Origin of the sequence: Amycolatopsis sp. NPDC098790, from assembly GCF_044759945.1 — a bacterium.
GTDB lineage: Bacteria > Actinomycetota > Actinomycetes > Mycobacteriales > Pseudonocardiaceae > Amycolatopsis.
The window spans coordinates 1,444,697-1,457,799 of the sequence record NZ_JBIWAI010000002.1; the positions used below are offsets into that span (position 1 = coordinate 1,444,697).

A 13,103-nucleotide genomic window follows, 5' to 3' on the forward strand; every position below is an offset into this window, starting at 1 on the left:
TTCACCCTGCTTCTTCGGCGGCGACGATGTCGTCCCAATACTGCTGGGCCTCGGGACGCCAGTCGACGTGTTTGTGATGGAACAGTTCCGCCGCTTTCGTCCCGCTCCACTTCGCCGGCAGGAGCTCGGCGGGCAGCTGCGGGTCGAGGAACGGGAACCGCCGCCACTCGTGCACCAGCTCGGTCTGCGCGCGCAGCACCGCGCGGCCGCCGGTGGGGTGCAGGCCGGTGAACCGGTCGATGAAGTCCTCGTAGCGGTCCTTCAGCTCGGTCAGGTCCCAGGACCGGGCGACCATCGTCTCCTGCTCGCCGACCTCGCCGTACGTGGCGGTGAAGGACATCGCCTGCGCGTCGAGGCCGAGCTCGTTGACGATCTGCTGCGCCTCGCGCTGCCGGCTCAGGTCCGGGCTGACCCACACGCCGGCCACCGGCGAGCCGAAGCCCGCCCAGGTCAGCCGCGTGCGGAGACGGTGGCGCAGGTCGCGCTTGGCCTCCGGCACGGAGACGATGAGCATCAGCCACTGCCCGTTCCACGGGCGTTCTTCGCGGCCGAAAGCGTAGATCCGTTCGGCGCCTTCGGTCAGCAGACGGCGTCCCGGCGGCGTCAACGACCAGCGCACGCGGCGCCCAACGCGTTCGGAGACCACCCAGCCCTCGGCGGCGGAGCGGGCCAGCGCCTGCCGCGCCGACTTCTCCTCGATGTCGAGGATGCCGAGCACCTCGACCAGCATCGACGTCCAGACCGGCGTGTCGCGCGGCAGCGTGTATTCGCCGAGGACGGTCATCAGCAGCGACCGCGCGCTCGCGTGGCTGACCTCACGGCGCCGGCTCACCGTGGGCCGGGGCGCGGACGGGCGGCCTTCCCTCGGTTTCGGCCTGCGGCCGAGGGTGACCGGGGGAGCGGATTCGCCCATGCTGTTCCACCTCACTGCGCGGGGGTATCGACAACCGAACAGGGTACCCACACTGAGTGATCAAAGCGCCACCGGACACACACAGTCGGTGGCTTTGACCATGATCTGACAGTTCAGCACGGGCCCGTAGACTTGGCCACCTCATGAGCGCAACTCTCGTCGCGAAGGACCTGGCCGCGGGCCACGGTGACCGCATCCTCTTCTCCGGCCTCGACCTCGTGGTCGCGCCCGGCGACGTCGTCGGCCTGGTCGGCGTCAACGGCGCCGGCAAGTCGACGCTCCTGCGGACGCTGGCCGGGCTCGCCAAGCCCGACGACGGCGAGATCCGGCTGAACCCGCCGACCGCGACCGTCGGGCACCTGCCGCAGGAGCCCGAGCGGCGCGAAGGCGAGTCGGTGCGGGCGTTCCTGGCGCGGCGGACGGGTGTGTCGGCGGCGCAGGCGGACCTCGATGCGGCGACTTCTGCGCTGACCGCGGGCTCGGCGGGCGCGGACGACCTCTACGCGGTTGCGTTGGACCGGTGGCTCGACCTCGGCGGCGCGGACCTCGACGAGCGTTCCGCGGAAGTGGCCGCCGACCTGGGGCTCGCCGTCGACCTGGACCAGCCGATGACGTCGCTGTCGGGTGGCCAGGCGGCCAGGGCGGGGCTCGCGTCGCTGCTGCTGAGCCGCTACGACGTCTTCCTGCTCGACGAGCCGACGAACGACCTCGACCTGGATGGCCTGTCTCGGCTGGAGCGGTTCGTGTCCGGGTTGCGGGCGGCGACGGTGCTGGTGAGCCACGACCGCGAGTTCCTGGCCCGGACGGTCGACCGCGTCGTCGAGCTGGACTTGGCGCAGCAGCAGGTGAACGTCTACGGCGGCGGGTACGAGGCCTACCTCGAGGAGCGCGAGGTCGCGCGCCGGCACGCGCGTGAGGAGTACGAGGAGTACGCCGACACCAAGGCTTCGCTGGAGGCGCGGGGGCGGATGCAGCGGGCGTGGATGGAGAAGGGCGTCAAGAACGCGCGCCGGAAGCAGCCCGACAACGACAAGGCGGCCCGCAAGTTCCGCACCGAGGCGACGGAGAAGCAGGCGTCGAAGGCGCGGCAGACCGACCGGATGATCGAGCGTCTGGAGGTCGTCGAGGAGCCGCGCAAGGAGTGGGAGCTGCGGATGGAGATCGCCGCGGCCCCGCGGGCGGGGGCGGTGGTCGCCACCTTGCGCGGCGCGGTGGTCCGGCGGGGTGGGTTCACGCTCGGGCCGGTTGATCTGCAGGTCGATTGGGCGGACAAGGTTGCCATCACTGGGGCTAACGGCTCTGGGAAGTCGACGTTGCTGGCCGCGCTGCTCGGTCGGTTGTCGTTGGACGAGGGGTCTGCCGCTTTGGGGCCGGGTGTTGTGGTTGGTGAGGTCGACCAGGCTCGGCGGTTGTTCCTCGGGGACGTTCCGCTTGCTTCGGCTTTCGCTCGGGAGGTGCCGGAGCTCGCGGACGCGGATGTTCGGACGCTGCTGGCCAAGTTCGGCTTGAAGGCGGCGCATGTGCTGCGCTCCGCTGCGACGCTCTCGCCGGGGGAGCGGACTCGTGCTGCTCTGGCTCTGTTGCAGGCGCGTGGGGTTAATTTGCTCGTGTTGGACGAGCCGACCAACCATTTGGATCTGCCGGCTATTGAGCAGTTGGAGTCGGCTTTGGACAAGTACCCGGGGACCTTGCTGTTGGTGACCCATGATCGGCGGATGCTGGACGCTGTTCATGTGGGGCGGCGGCTTGAGGTGGATGGTGGGAAGGTTCGCGAGTTGTGAGGCGGTTGGCGCTTCCGGTTGCTGGCGCTGGTGAGCAGTGCTCTCGTGTGGAAGCACTGCTCGCTATGGTTTGAGAGCGGTGCTCTCGAATCCGAGTGGTGACCGCGCCCATCGATAGATCTGCTGTGGCGTTCTGTGTGGCATTGCGAGAGCGGCGCTCTCGAAGCTGAGCGGTGGTCGCGACCTGAGGAGAGCGGTGCTCTCGTTTGTAAGCACTTCGTCAGGTCAGTACGCGATCAGTGCTCTCGATTGTGGGCGGCGCCCTCGGTTGCGAGCTGCGCTCTCGCTTGGGGTTGGGGCGCAGAGGCTTGCCTTGCTCGCCGCGCGGGTGAGCGATGCTCTCGCCTGGGGGCTGGGTGCGGAGCCATGCCAGAGCAGTGCTCTCGAATCTGAACGCTGATCGCTGCTGCGCGACAGCTTGACTCGATGCTGAGCGTCGCCTGCCGACGCGCGTGAGCGGTGCTCTCGGTTTGAGAGTTGGGCCGTGGGAGCGTGGCGGGCGCTCGCAGGTGAGCCAGCGTGCCTCGGGGCCTGTAAGTGGCGTTCGCGAGTGAGCGATGTGGCTCGGCGCTCTGAGTGGGGTTCGGCGGTGAGCGATGCGGCTCGGAGTGATGAGTGGTGTTCGAGGAGGGCTGGCGTGGCTCGGAACCGTGAGTGGCGCTCGCGAGTGAGTGATACGGCTCGGGGCTGCGTGCGGGCGTTCGGCGGTGATGCGGCTCGGAGTTGTGGGTGGCGTCCGGCGGGCGAGTGAGCGTTGGGCTGCGGAGGCGTGGGCGGTGCTCGTGAATGAGCGGTGTGGTGCGGGAGCGTGAACGGTGCTCGCTAGAGAGAGCAGTGCTCTTGGGTCTCAGTGTGACGGGGAAGCTGGGCCGGAGCGGTGCTCTCGGATCTGGTCACCGGGCGCTGGTGTGCGGTAGCGCTGCGCTCTCGGTGGAGCACTGCTCTCGAAGTTGAGCGGTGCCCGATCTTGCGTGTGAGCGGTGCTCTCGGGACTGGGCGCCGGTCGCCGTTGGGGGAGAGCGGCGCTCTTGGATGTGGGTGCCTTGCTTGCCGCGCGGGTGAGCGGTGCTCTTGGTTGTGAGTGCCTTGCTTGCTGCGCGGGTGAGCGGTGCTCTTGGTTGTGAGCGCCTTGCTTGCCGCGTGGGTGAGCGGTGCTCTCGGGTGAGCGCATCCCTCAACCCTTTGTTGCGCCGCCCGTTAGGCCCTTCACGAACTGCTTCTGCAGGGCCAAGTAGAAGATCAGCACCGGCAGCGTCGCCAAGAACATCAGTGCGAACACGCTTCCCAAGTCCGCCTGGTACTGGCCGATCGAACGGTAGATGCCGGTGGTGATCGTTGTGCCCTGGCTGGGGCCCAAGATGATCAGTGGGTCGATGAAGTCGTTCCAGATCCAGACTCCCAAGAAGATCAACACCGATGCCGTTGCCGGGCGCAACAGCGGGAACACCACTCGCCAGAACACCTGCATGCGGCTTGCGCCGTCAAGCAACGCCGCTTCCTCCAGCTCCACCGGCACTCCGCGGATGAACCCCGTGAACACGAACACCCCGAACGGCACGTAGTACCCGACGTTGAACAACACCAGCCCCTGCAGTGTCGCCATCAGGTGCGTCACCCGGAGGACGTCCGTGATCGGGATCAGGATCACCTGCGGCGGGATCATCAACCCCGCCAGCAGCACCAGCGTCAGGACCTTCGTCCACCGCTTGCCCGACCGCGCCAGGTAGTGGCCGAGCATTGCCGACAGCACCGTCAGTACCAGGATCGACAAGACCGTCACGACGACGCTGTTGGTCAGGCTGACCCAGAACAGACCGTCCGGCCGGGTCAGGACCGCGTGGATGTTCGCCAGCGTCGGCGGCAGCGGCAGCGACGCCGGCTCCTTCGCGATCAGGTCGCCCTGCTTGACCACGTTCGTCAGCACCAGGTACAGCGGCACGAAGAACACCGCGCTGACCAGCAGCGCGACCGTGGGCCGCAGCCAGGACCGGGTCACAGGTCCACCTCCCGGCGGCGCAGGAAACCCAGCACGACCGTCGTCACGACCGCGACGATCACCAGCATCAGCACCGCCATCGCCGACGCGTAGCCGACGTGGTTCGAGTCGAAACCGGTCTGCAGGACGTCGAACGCGATCGTTGCCGTGGCGCCCGAACCCGGGCCGCCGTTGGTGATCACCTTGACGTAGTCGTACGTCTTGAACGCCGAAATCAGCAGCACCACCGTGTTGATCGTCAGCGACGGTGCGAGCAGTGGCCACGTGACCGCCCGGAACCGCCGTAGTGGTCCGGCCCCGTCGATCGACGCTGCCTCCAGCAACTCCTGGGGCACTCCTTGTAGACCCGCGAGGTACACCACGACGCAGAACCCGAGCATTTGCCAGCACACGATCGACGCCACCGAGTACAGCGCGACGTCCGGATCGGACAGCCAGCCCGGCGGGTGTGCGACGCCGAGAGTCCGCAACAGATTGTTCGGTGGCCCCTGGTCGTCGAGCAGCCGGGACCAGACGATCGAGACGACGACCGAAATCAAGATCACCGGGGTGAAGAACACGCTGCGCAAAGCGTTGTACAGCCACCCTTTCCGGTCCAGCAGCAGCGCGACACCGAGGCCCAGGAGGTTCGGGACGATCACCACGATCAGCGTCAGGATCGTCGTCACCTTCAGCGCGGTGAGGAACTGTTCGTCGGCGAAAAGCAACCGGTAGTTGTCGAGGCCGACGAACTTCACCGGCGGGTTGAACGGGTTGTAGTTCGTGAGGCTGTACCCGAAACTGATCAGGATCGGCGCCAGCACGAAGCACAGGTAGACGAGCACCCCCGGGGCGCCGAACGACGCGAAGTGCCCGATCCGCGGCAGGATCGGCTTGCGCCGCCGTCGATGTGTGGGGGAGCGGCGGCGCTGGACGGGCGGGGAGGCGACGGCGGTCAACGCGTCAGCCCGCCTTCGCCCACTCGGTGTCCAGGAACGCGCACGCGTCGGCCACGGACTTGCGGCCCGTGATGACGTCCTGGGCGGCCTGATCGACCTTGTCCTTCATGCCGGGCAGCAGCCCGTCGTCGGCGGTCTCCCAGCGGAACGCGTGCACCACGGCGTTCTGCTGCACCGCCTTCGTGTAGAGGTCGTAGCCGGCCTTGAAGGTCGGGCCGACGTCGGCCGGCGGGGTGTAGCCCTTGATCGCCGGGAACAGGCCGTCCGCCTTGACCGACGCGTCGAGCTGGTCCTTGTCGAGCTGGAAGCCGAGCGCGAACTTCTTGGCCGCGTCGAGGTTCGCGGCCTTGGCGTTCACGATCATGCCGCCGCCGGTGTAGGCGGGCACGACGAGTTCGCCGTCCTCGGTGGGGAAGTCGAACACGCCGATCTCGAAGTCGTGCTTCTTGCTGTCGGCGTTGGCGGCGAACCAGTTGCCCATCGGGTACATCGCGCTCTTGCCGTCGAGGAAGGCCTGCTCGGTCGCCGCGTAGTCGCGCGCCACGCTCGTCTTGTCCACGTACCCCTTCGAGGCGAGGTCGGCCAGCTTCGAAAACGCTTTCTGGAACGCGGGATCGGCGAACTTGACCTTGTCCTGACGGCGCTGGGTGAGCCAGTCCGGCGTCGCGTTGTAGACCTCGGTGCTGACCAGTCCGGAAAGGATCATCGACGACGGGAAGCCGTCCTTGCCGCCGCCGATCGTGAACGGCGAATAGCCCTTGCCCGCCAGCTTGCCGGCGTCGGCGACGAGTTCGTCCCACGTCTTCGGCGGCGCGGCGATGCCCGCGTCGGCGAACATCTTCTTGTTGTAGTAGATCGGCGGGATGGCCTGGGTGTTGGCGGGCAGCTGGTAGTACTTGCCGTGGACCGGATTCGCCTCGGGGAACTGGAAGTCCTTGAGCTCGCTCGGCGTCCAGGCGTAGAGGTTGCCCGCTTCGGCGAAGCCCGCCGAGTCGACGGCGATCATCACGTCCGGGAACTGGCCGGACTGCAGGAGCTGCTTCGCGTACGACGTCCGGCCGTCGGCGGTCGGCGCGACGAGCTTCTTGACCTTGACCCCCGGGTTCTTGTCGGTGACGCGCTTGATCGCGGCGTCCCAGTAGGCCGGGGTCAGGTTCGGGGTCTCGAAGGTCAGGAAGGTGATCTCCGCGGCGCCGCCGCTGCCGGTGTTCGAGCCGACCGAGCACGCGCTCACGGCGAGGAGCGCCGCTGCCCCCAACATGAGGAACCTTCTCATCGAGCCTCCCGCCATATGTGATGTATGACGCATTTGATCTGACGTCTGTTGGGCTGTCAAGCGCGATAAGGCGACGAAACCGTCGATGCGCGCTTCATAGATCCGATCTCTAGCGCGAAATTCGGCTCAGCCGGATCACGGTGCTCGCGAAGTCGCCGGTCGGCAGCGTGAGCGGCAGTCCGTGGGCGAGCAGCACGGCCCCGCTGTGCGTCGTGCCGGCATCCGAATCGACGTACCGGTGAGCGGGATCCAGACCCTCGAGACGCAGCGGGCGTGCTGGCGCGGCGAAGTGCGCGGCCTGGCGGTAAACGAAGACGACCGCGCGGTCTTCGTGCACGTACTGCAAAGCGGTGACGCCGTCGTCGACCGGTGGCCGCAGCCGGTACAGCGCGCCGTGCTGGACGATCGGCCGGATGTCCTTGTAGAGCGCGATCAACTCGCGGGCGAGTGCGAGGTCTTCGTCGGGCCAGTGCACGATGTCGCCGCCGATGCCGAGCACACCGGCCATGGCGACGTGGAAGCGGAACCGCAGCGGCACCGACCGCGCGGTGACGAAATTGGGGTTGTCGGTGACCCACGCCGACATCGCGCGCGCCGGGTAGAGCTGGCTGTAGCCGTGCTGGATCCGCAGCCGGTCGAGCGCGTCGGTGTTGTCCGACGTCCAGACCTGATCGGCGCGCGCCAGCACCCCGAGGTCGATCCGCCCGCCCCCGCCGCTGCACGCCTCGATCCCCAACCCGGGGTGGTCCGCGCGCAACCGGTCCATCAGCGCGTAAACGGCGAGCGTGTGCTCGACCCACAGGCGGTCCGGGTCGGCGTCGCCCGGCCAGCCGGCCTCGCTGAACGGCCGGTTCATGTCCCACTTCAGGAAGTCGACGCCGTGGTCGCCGACGAGCCGGTCGAGCCAGTCGTGGGCCCACGCGCCGACGTCCGGCCGGGCGAAGTTGAGCACGAGCTGGTGACGCAGCTCGGACCGGCGCCGGTGCGGGTGGTGCAGGACCCAGTCCGGGTGGGCGCGGTAGAGGTCGCTGTCGGGGTTGACCATTTCCGGCTCGACCCAGATGCCGAACCGCATGCCGAGCCCGTGGACGGTGTCGACCAGGGGCTTGAGTCCGTCCGGAAAGCGTTCCGGATTGACGTGCCAGTCGCCGAGCCCGGCGTGGTCGCCGGTCCGGGCGCCGAACCAGCCGTCGTCCACGACGAACAGTTCGACGCCCAGCGCCGCGGCCCGCTCGGCGAGGACGCGCTGTCCCCGCTCGGAGACGTCGAAACCCGTTGCCTCCCAGGAGTTGTAGAGCACCGGACGCAGTTCCCGCGCGTGCTGCAGCACATCGCCCAGCACGTAGGCGTGCCACGCGCGGCTGGCGGCGCCGAACCCGCCGGTGGTGCGGAGCCCGGCGATCACCGGCGTGCGAAGGGGCTTGCCGGGGCCGACGCGGTGGACGACGCCGTCTTGGCCGAAGCCGCCGCTGACCGTGAGGCGCCCGGTCGACGACCGCGTGGTCGTCAGCCGCCACGACCCGCTCCAGGCGAGCGCGACGCCGTACACCTCGCCGTGGCGCTCGGTGGCGGTGCCGTCGTCGACCATGACCCACGGGTTGGCGTGGTGCCCGGTGATCCCGCGACGGCTCGCGAAGACCGTTTCGCCGTGGGCCGCGGGTGTCCGGTGCAGCTGGGTTTCCGCGGCCCAACGGCCGGTGACGTGGCTGAGCCGGTAGCCGTCCCGCAGGGGCAGCGACCAGGTCGCGGAGTCGGCGCGGACCAGCTCGACGTCCGTGTCCGTGGTCAGCTCGGTCCAGCGTTCGAGGACGTCGCCGCGCAGCCGGTAGTGGAGGGCGATCCGGAAGGGGTAGTGGCGGTCGGTGAAAAGAACAACGAGGTGGTCTCGCGAGATTTCGTGCGTCTCATAACACCATTCGAAGGCCCGGGTGCCGTCTTCGAAGCGGACCTGCAGGGCGGGGGTCCAATAGCGGGTGCCGCCGTCGGCCGCCAGTTCGTCGAGGCCTTCGTTGGGGTCGTTGAAACCGTCCCACCAGGGCAGCGATTCGGTCATCAGTTCTTCGACCGCGCCGGCCGGGAGGGCGGGGCCCCAGTAGACGTGGGTCGGGACGTCGTCCTCGTTCAGCCGCAGGGCGTAGGTGCTCGACTCGCCGGTGAGCACCCACGCGTGGTGGCGCTCGAGGTAGCTGATCTCGCCCATGCGGGACATCCTGGCGCCGGGCCGGCCGACGGCCAAGGAGGTGTTCCGCTCATCGGTGAACTCGGCCGTTCGGGTGGCCTTGGCTCGCGATATTGCTGTGTGTGGGCAGTCGCCGTGACAATGGGTGATGGGAGGGGTGGCCACGAAGGCGGTGGTCGTTCGTGAGGGGAGATCACCATGGTGGTCAGCGACCGGAAAATAACGGCACTGGCGGAATCTCGGATCGTCCGCCCGTCAGTCCACGATCTCATCGACGCCCGCCGGGAATCGGCTCAGCGATTCGCGGTGGTGCGCGAGCAGTACGAGGAGAGCCAGGGAAAGATCGAAGACGACTGGTTCGCGCTCGAATTCGCCGCGGCACTTCTGCTCGTCGCCGAAGACGAAGAGCAGCCGAACCGCGACAAGAAAAAGGTGTACCGGCTCCGGCTCTTCTACGACCCGGGCGAGGGCACTCCGGACGTCGACGACGTGTTCCGCTCGGCCCGCCGCGTGGAGCGGAAGTACTCGGTGCTGCTCGAGGGCCAGGCGCAGGAGATCCTCGCGCGCGGTCTCTACACCGCGGTCGCCGCACTGCTGACCGTGCTCGACGCGATGGTGGGGTCCGATCAGAAACGTCAGCGCGTGGCCGCCGCCGTTCTTTCGGCCCGGAAGGAAATCCGCCAGATCGAGCAGAACGCCCGCGAGGCGGCGCTCGACCGGGCGCTCGTCCGCTACCTCGGCGGGCTCGCCGTCGGGGTTTTCGCGGCCGCCGCCGTCGCGGTCGGCGTGGCTTTCCTGCCGTTGCCGGCCGCGATCCGGTCGGAATTGGTCATCTGCGTGGTGGCCGGCGCCATCGGGGCGATCCTGAGCGTCATGACGCGCACGGCGAACCGGGAAAGGGTGCGCGTGAGCCTCGACCAGGGCTCGCTCGTGATCGTCCTTTCCGGGTGTTTCCGGCTGATCATCGGCGCGGTCTTCGGGGCCGCGATGCTGGTGCTCGTCCGCGCCGGGCTGTTGCCGCTCGCCGTTCCGGAATCGGGCCAGCAGGTGACGTTGTTCTTCGCCGGACTGGCCTTTCTCGCGGGGTTCAGCGAACGGCGGGCGCAGGACACGATCGTCCGCACCTTGCCCGGCGCCGTGGAGCAGAACGTGGCGGAACCGGCGCGGGGCAAGGACGGCTGAGGGTCAGGGGCGGTCGGTCAGGTACCCGCCCATGGTCTTGAAGTACTCGGCCGCCGGCAGCTCCGTGCCGTCGGCCGTGCGGACGCGCTCGACCACGAGGCCCGGCGACTGACCGCGCCGGGCCTCCGGGCCGGCGACGATCACCACGCCGTCGCCTTCGCGGATGAAGATGCGGCCCGGCGTGCCCCCGTAGTGGCCCTGGGACACCGAGGCGCGAAGGATCCGCAGCTGCTCGCCGCGGTGGTAGGTGAACGCGTTCGGGTACGGGTCCGACAACGCTCGCACGAAACGCTCGATGTCCGACGGCGACGACGTCCAGTCGATGAGGCTGTCGCGTGCCGCGCGCTTGTGGAAGAAACTCGCCTTCGAACGGTCCTGCGGGACCGGCGTGTAGCCCGTCTCGATCTTCGAGATCGCTTCCGCGGTGATCGGGGCGATCAGGTCCACCGTGCGGTGGAACAGGTCCGTCGTCGTGTCCGCCGGCCCGACCGGGATCGCGCGCTGCAGGACGATCGCGCCCGCGTCCAGCTCGCCGTCCATCATGTGGGCGGTCACGCCGACCTCCGGCTCGCCGTTGATCATCGCCCAGATCAGCGGCGAGAAGCCCGCGTACGACGGCAGCAGCGAGTCGTGGATGTTGAGCGTGCCGTGGCGCGGCAGCTCGAAGATCTCCGGCGGCAGCCACGTGCGCCAGTTGTTCGCGACGATCAGGTCGAGGTCCGCGGCCTTCAGCTCGGCCAGCAGTTCGGCGTCGTCCGGGCGGTTGCGCAGGAGGACCCGGATGCCGTTCTCCGCGGCGAGGTCGGCGACCGAGTCCGCCCAGATCCGCTCGTAGGCGTGGTCGCTCTTCGGGTGGGTGACCACGAGGGCGACCTCGTGGCCGGCGTCGATGAGCGCCTGGAGGGTCCGGTGCCCCCAGGTCTGGTAGCCGAACATCGCCACGCGCATTCGAGAGTGCCCTTTCGTGATCGGGGGACGAACATCACCACGAACGTACTAGGCGAGGCTCGCCTAAGTTAGGTTAGGGTTCCCTGAACCGTACCGGAGCGCGCGAGGGAGCAACATGACTGCAGAGGTCCCGATCTACGACATCGTCGGCGTGGGCTTCGGACCGTCGAACCTGGCCCTCGCGATCGCCCTCGCCGAGCACAACGCCGGCGCCGGGGAGCCGGTGACCGCACACTTCCTCGAGCGGCAGCCGCGCTTCGGCTGGCACCGCGGGATGCTGATCGACACGGCGACGATGCAGGTGTCGTTCCTCAAGGACCTGGTCACCATGCGGAACCCGACCAGCGAGTTCAGCTTCCTCAACTACCTGCACGCGGCCGGCAGGCTGGTCGACTTCATCAACCACAAGAACCTCTTCCCGCTGCGCGTCGAGTTCCACGACTACTTCGAGTGGGCGGCCGCGAAGGTCGACGACGTCGTCTCGTACGGCACCGAGGTCGTCGCGGTGAAGCCGGTGTACGACGGCTCCGAGATCGCCTACTTCGACGTCGAGGCCTCGGACGGCTCGTCCCTGCGCGCCCGCAACCTCGTGGTCGGCACCGGTTTGCGGCCCCAGCTGCCCGAGGGTGTCACCGCCGGCGAGCGGATCTGGCACAACAGCGAGCTGCTGTTCCGCGTGGACGCCCTGCGCGGCACGTCGCCCCGGCGGTTCGTCGTCGTGGGCGCCGGGCAGAGCGCGGCCGAGGTGGCCGCCCTGCTGCACGACGAGTTCCCGCAAGCCGAGGTCTGCGCGGTGTTCGCGCGCTACGGCTACAGCCCGGCCGACGACAGCTCGTTCGCGAACCGGATCTTCGACCCCGACGCCGTCGACCAGTTCTACCGCGCGGGCGAGCCGGTCAAGGACCGCCTGATGCGCTACCACGGCGCGACGAACTACTCGGCCGTCGACGTCGACCTGATCGACGAGCTCTACCGTCGCGTCTACCGCGAGAAGGTCCTCGGCGTCGAAAGGTTGCGGCTGATCAACGTGTCGCGGCCGGTCGAGGTGACGCCGTCGGGAGCGGTGACGGTCGAGTCGCTGACGACGGGCGCGCGGACGGTGCTGGAGGCCGACGCGGTCGTGTACGCGACGGGCTACCGGCCCGCGGACCCGACGCCGTTGCTGGGCGAGCTCGGTGCGAGCTTCCTGCGCGACGAGTCCGGCCGGTTGCGCATCGAGCGCGACTACCGGCTGTCGACGGACGCGCCCCTGCGCGGCGGGATCTACCTGCAGGGCGGCACCGAGCACACGCACGGCATCACGTCGTCGCTGCTGTCGAACACCGCCGTGCGGGTGGGGGAGATCCTCCAGTCCATTGTGGACCGCCGGGTGGTCGCGGAGCCGGCGGGGGAGTACGCCGTCAGCGCGCGGTGAGCTGTTCCCGCAGGATGTCGCCGTGGCCGGCGTGCCGGGCGAAGTCCTCGATCAGCAGCAGGTAGACGAACCGGAGGTTCACCTCGCCGAGGACGTCGTGGGTCCACGTGTCGTCGAGGGCGAAGCCGGCGGCGATCTCGCGGGACCGCGCGCTCGCCCGCTCGAACTCGGCGATCACGTCGGCGAGCGTTTCGCCCTCGGCGACGACGAAACTGGCGTCGCCGGGGGTGGTGGGGCCGTCGCATTCGGACTCGGGCAGGCCGAGCAGGAACAGCTGGAACCAGCGCCGTTCAGCCATGGCCGCGTGCTTGACCAGGCCGATCGGCGTGGTCAGGGACGTGACGAGCCGCTCCCGGGCGTCGGCCTCGGGAAGGCCGCGCGCGATGTCGATCACCGCGCGGCGGTTGCGGTCCATCGTCGCCTCCAGCAGGCGGCGCTCGGGTCCGGTGGTGGTTTCGGGCAGCACGAACACAGTC

10 protein-coding genes are annotated in these 13,103 nt (G+C 68.7%); 3 read left to right on the forward strand and 7 right to left on the reverse strand.

Annotation, left to right across the window (positions count from 1 at the left end; all coding sequences use genetic code 11):
- Position 1: 1 nt before the first annotated feature.
- On the reverse strand, positions 2–913 hold the full coding sequence (locus ACIQWX_RS20490; protein WP_086675251.1) for a PaaX family transcriptional regulator C-terminal domain-containing protein: 912 nt from the start codon (positions 911–913) through the stop codon (positions 2–4).
- Positions 914–1,056: 143 nt separating this feature from the next.
- Here ACIQWX_RS20490 and ACIQWX_RS20495 point away from each other — a divergent pair, with 143 nt between their 5' ends.
- Positions 1,057–2,694: an ABC-F family ATP-binding cassette domain-containing protein gene (locus ACIQWX_RS20495; RefSeq protein WP_400873051.1), complete on the forward strand. Its 1,638-nt coding sequence runs from the start codon at positions 1,057–1,059 to the stop codon at positions 2,692–2,694.
- A 1,174-nt stretch (positions 2,695–3,868) separates the two neighbouring features.
- On the opposite strand, the gene ACIQWX_RS20500 is transcribed toward ACIQWX_RS20495, so the two are convergent.
- The 4 genes from ACIQWX_RS20500 to ACIQWX_RS20515 all read right to left on the reverse strand — a co-directional run bounded on the left by ACIQWX_RS20500 (position 3,869) and on the right by ACIQWX_RS20515 (position 9,104).
- Positions 3,869–4,690, reverse strand: a complete 822-nt coding sequence (locus tag ACIQWX_RS20500; RefSeq protein ID WP_400873054.1) for a carbohydrate ABC transporter permease — start codon at positions 4,688–4,690, stop codon at positions 3,869–3,871.
- On the reverse strand, positions 4,687–5,628 hold the full coding sequence (locus ACIQWX_RS20505; RefSeq protein WP_400873057.1) for a carbohydrate ABC transporter permease: 942 nt from the start codon (positions 5,626–5,628) through the stop codon (positions 4,687–4,689). The genes ACIQWX_RS20500 and ACIQWX_RS20505 overlap by 4 nt, the downstream gene beginning before the upstream one ends.
- A gap of 4 nt (positions 5,629–5,632) precedes the next feature.
- Positions 5,633–6,904 (reverse strand): extracellular solute-binding protein, encoded by a 1,272-nt coding sequence (locus ACIQWX_RS20510; protein WP_400873060.1) that lies wholly within the window; start codon positions 6,902–6,904, stop codon positions 5,633–5,635.
- Between the two features lie 109 nt (positions 6,905–7,013).
- On the reverse strand, positions 7,014–9,104 hold the full coding sequence (locus ACIQWX_RS20515) for an alpha-galactosidase (RefSeq protein ID WP_400873062.1): 2,091 nt from the start codon (positions 9,102–9,104) through the stop codon (positions 7,014–7,016).
- A gap of 177 nt (positions 9,105–9,281) precedes the next feature.
- Here ACIQWX_RS20515 and ACIQWX_RS20520 point away from each other — a divergent pair, with 177 nt between their 5' ends.
- Positions 9,282–10,265 (forward strand): hypothetical protein, encoded by a 984-nt coding sequence (locus tag ACIQWX_RS20520; protein ID WP_400873065.1) that lies wholly within the window; start codon positions 9,282–9,284, stop codon positions 10,263–10,265.
- Positions 10,266–10,268: 3 nt separating this feature from the next.
- Here ACIQWX_RS20520 and ACIQWX_RS20525 read toward each other — a convergent pair whose 3' ends face one another.
- Positions 10,269–11,213, reverse strand: a complete 945-nt coding sequence (locus tag ACIQWX_RS20525; RefSeq protein ID WP_400873068.1) for a methionyl-tRNA formyltransferase — start codon at positions 11,211–11,213, stop codon at positions 10,269–10,271.
- 115 nt (positions 11,214–11,328) lie between these two features.
- Here ACIQWX_RS20525 and ACIQWX_RS20530 point away from each other — a divergent pair, with 115 nt between their 5' ends.
- Positions 11,329–12,627: a lysine N(6)-hydroxylase/L-ornithine N(5)-oxygenase family protein gene (locus tag ACIQWX_RS20530; RefSeq protein ID WP_400873071.1), complete on the forward strand. Its 1,299-nt coding sequence runs from the start codon at positions 11,329–11,331 to the stop codon at positions 12,625–12,627.
- On the opposite strand, the gene ACIQWX_RS20535 is transcribed toward ACIQWX_RS20530, so the two are convergent.
- Positions 12,614–13,099 (reverse strand): DinB family protein, encoded by a 486-nt coding sequence (locus tag ACIQWX_RS20535; RefSeq protein ID WP_400873074.1) that lies wholly within the window; start codon positions 13,097–13,099, stop codon positions 12,614–12,616. The two genes, ACIQWX_RS20530 and ACIQWX_RS20535, sit on opposite strands and share 14 nt — an antisense overlap.
- Between the last annotated feature and the right edge of the window lie 4 nt (positions 13,100–13,103).

Bases quoted from the DNA above. Each gene is read 5' to 3' on its own strand.
- ACIQWX_RS20495 (WP_400873051.1), top strand. From the start codon at position 1,057: ATGAGCGCAACTCTCGTCGCGAAGGACCTGGCCGCGGGCCACGGTGAC.
- ACIQWX_RS20515 (WP_400873062.1), bottom strand. From the start codon at position 9,104: ATGGGCGAGATCAGCTACCTCGAGCGCCACCACGCGTGGGTGCTCACC.
- ACIQWX_RS20525 (WP_400873068.1), bottom strand. From the start codon at position 11,213: ATGCGCGTGGCGATGTTCGGCTACCAGACCTGGGGGCACCGGACCCTC.
- ACIQWX_RS20530 (WP_400873071.1), top strand. From the start codon at position 11,329: ATGACTGCAGAGGTCCCGATCTACGACATCGTCGGCGTGGGCTTCGGA.
- ACIQWX_RS20490 (WP_086675251.1), bottom strand. From the start codon at position 913: ATGGGCGAATCCGCTCCCCCGGTCACCCTCGGCCGCAGGCCGAAACCG.
- ACIQWX_RS20510 (WP_400873060.1), bottom strand. From the start codon at position 6,904: ATGAGAAGGTTCCTCATGTTGGGGGCAGCGGCGCTCCTCGCCGTGAGC.
- ACIQWX_RS20520 (WP_400873065.1), top strand. From the start codon at position 9,282: ATGGTGGTCAGCGACCGGAAAATAACGGCACTGGCGGAATCTCGGATC.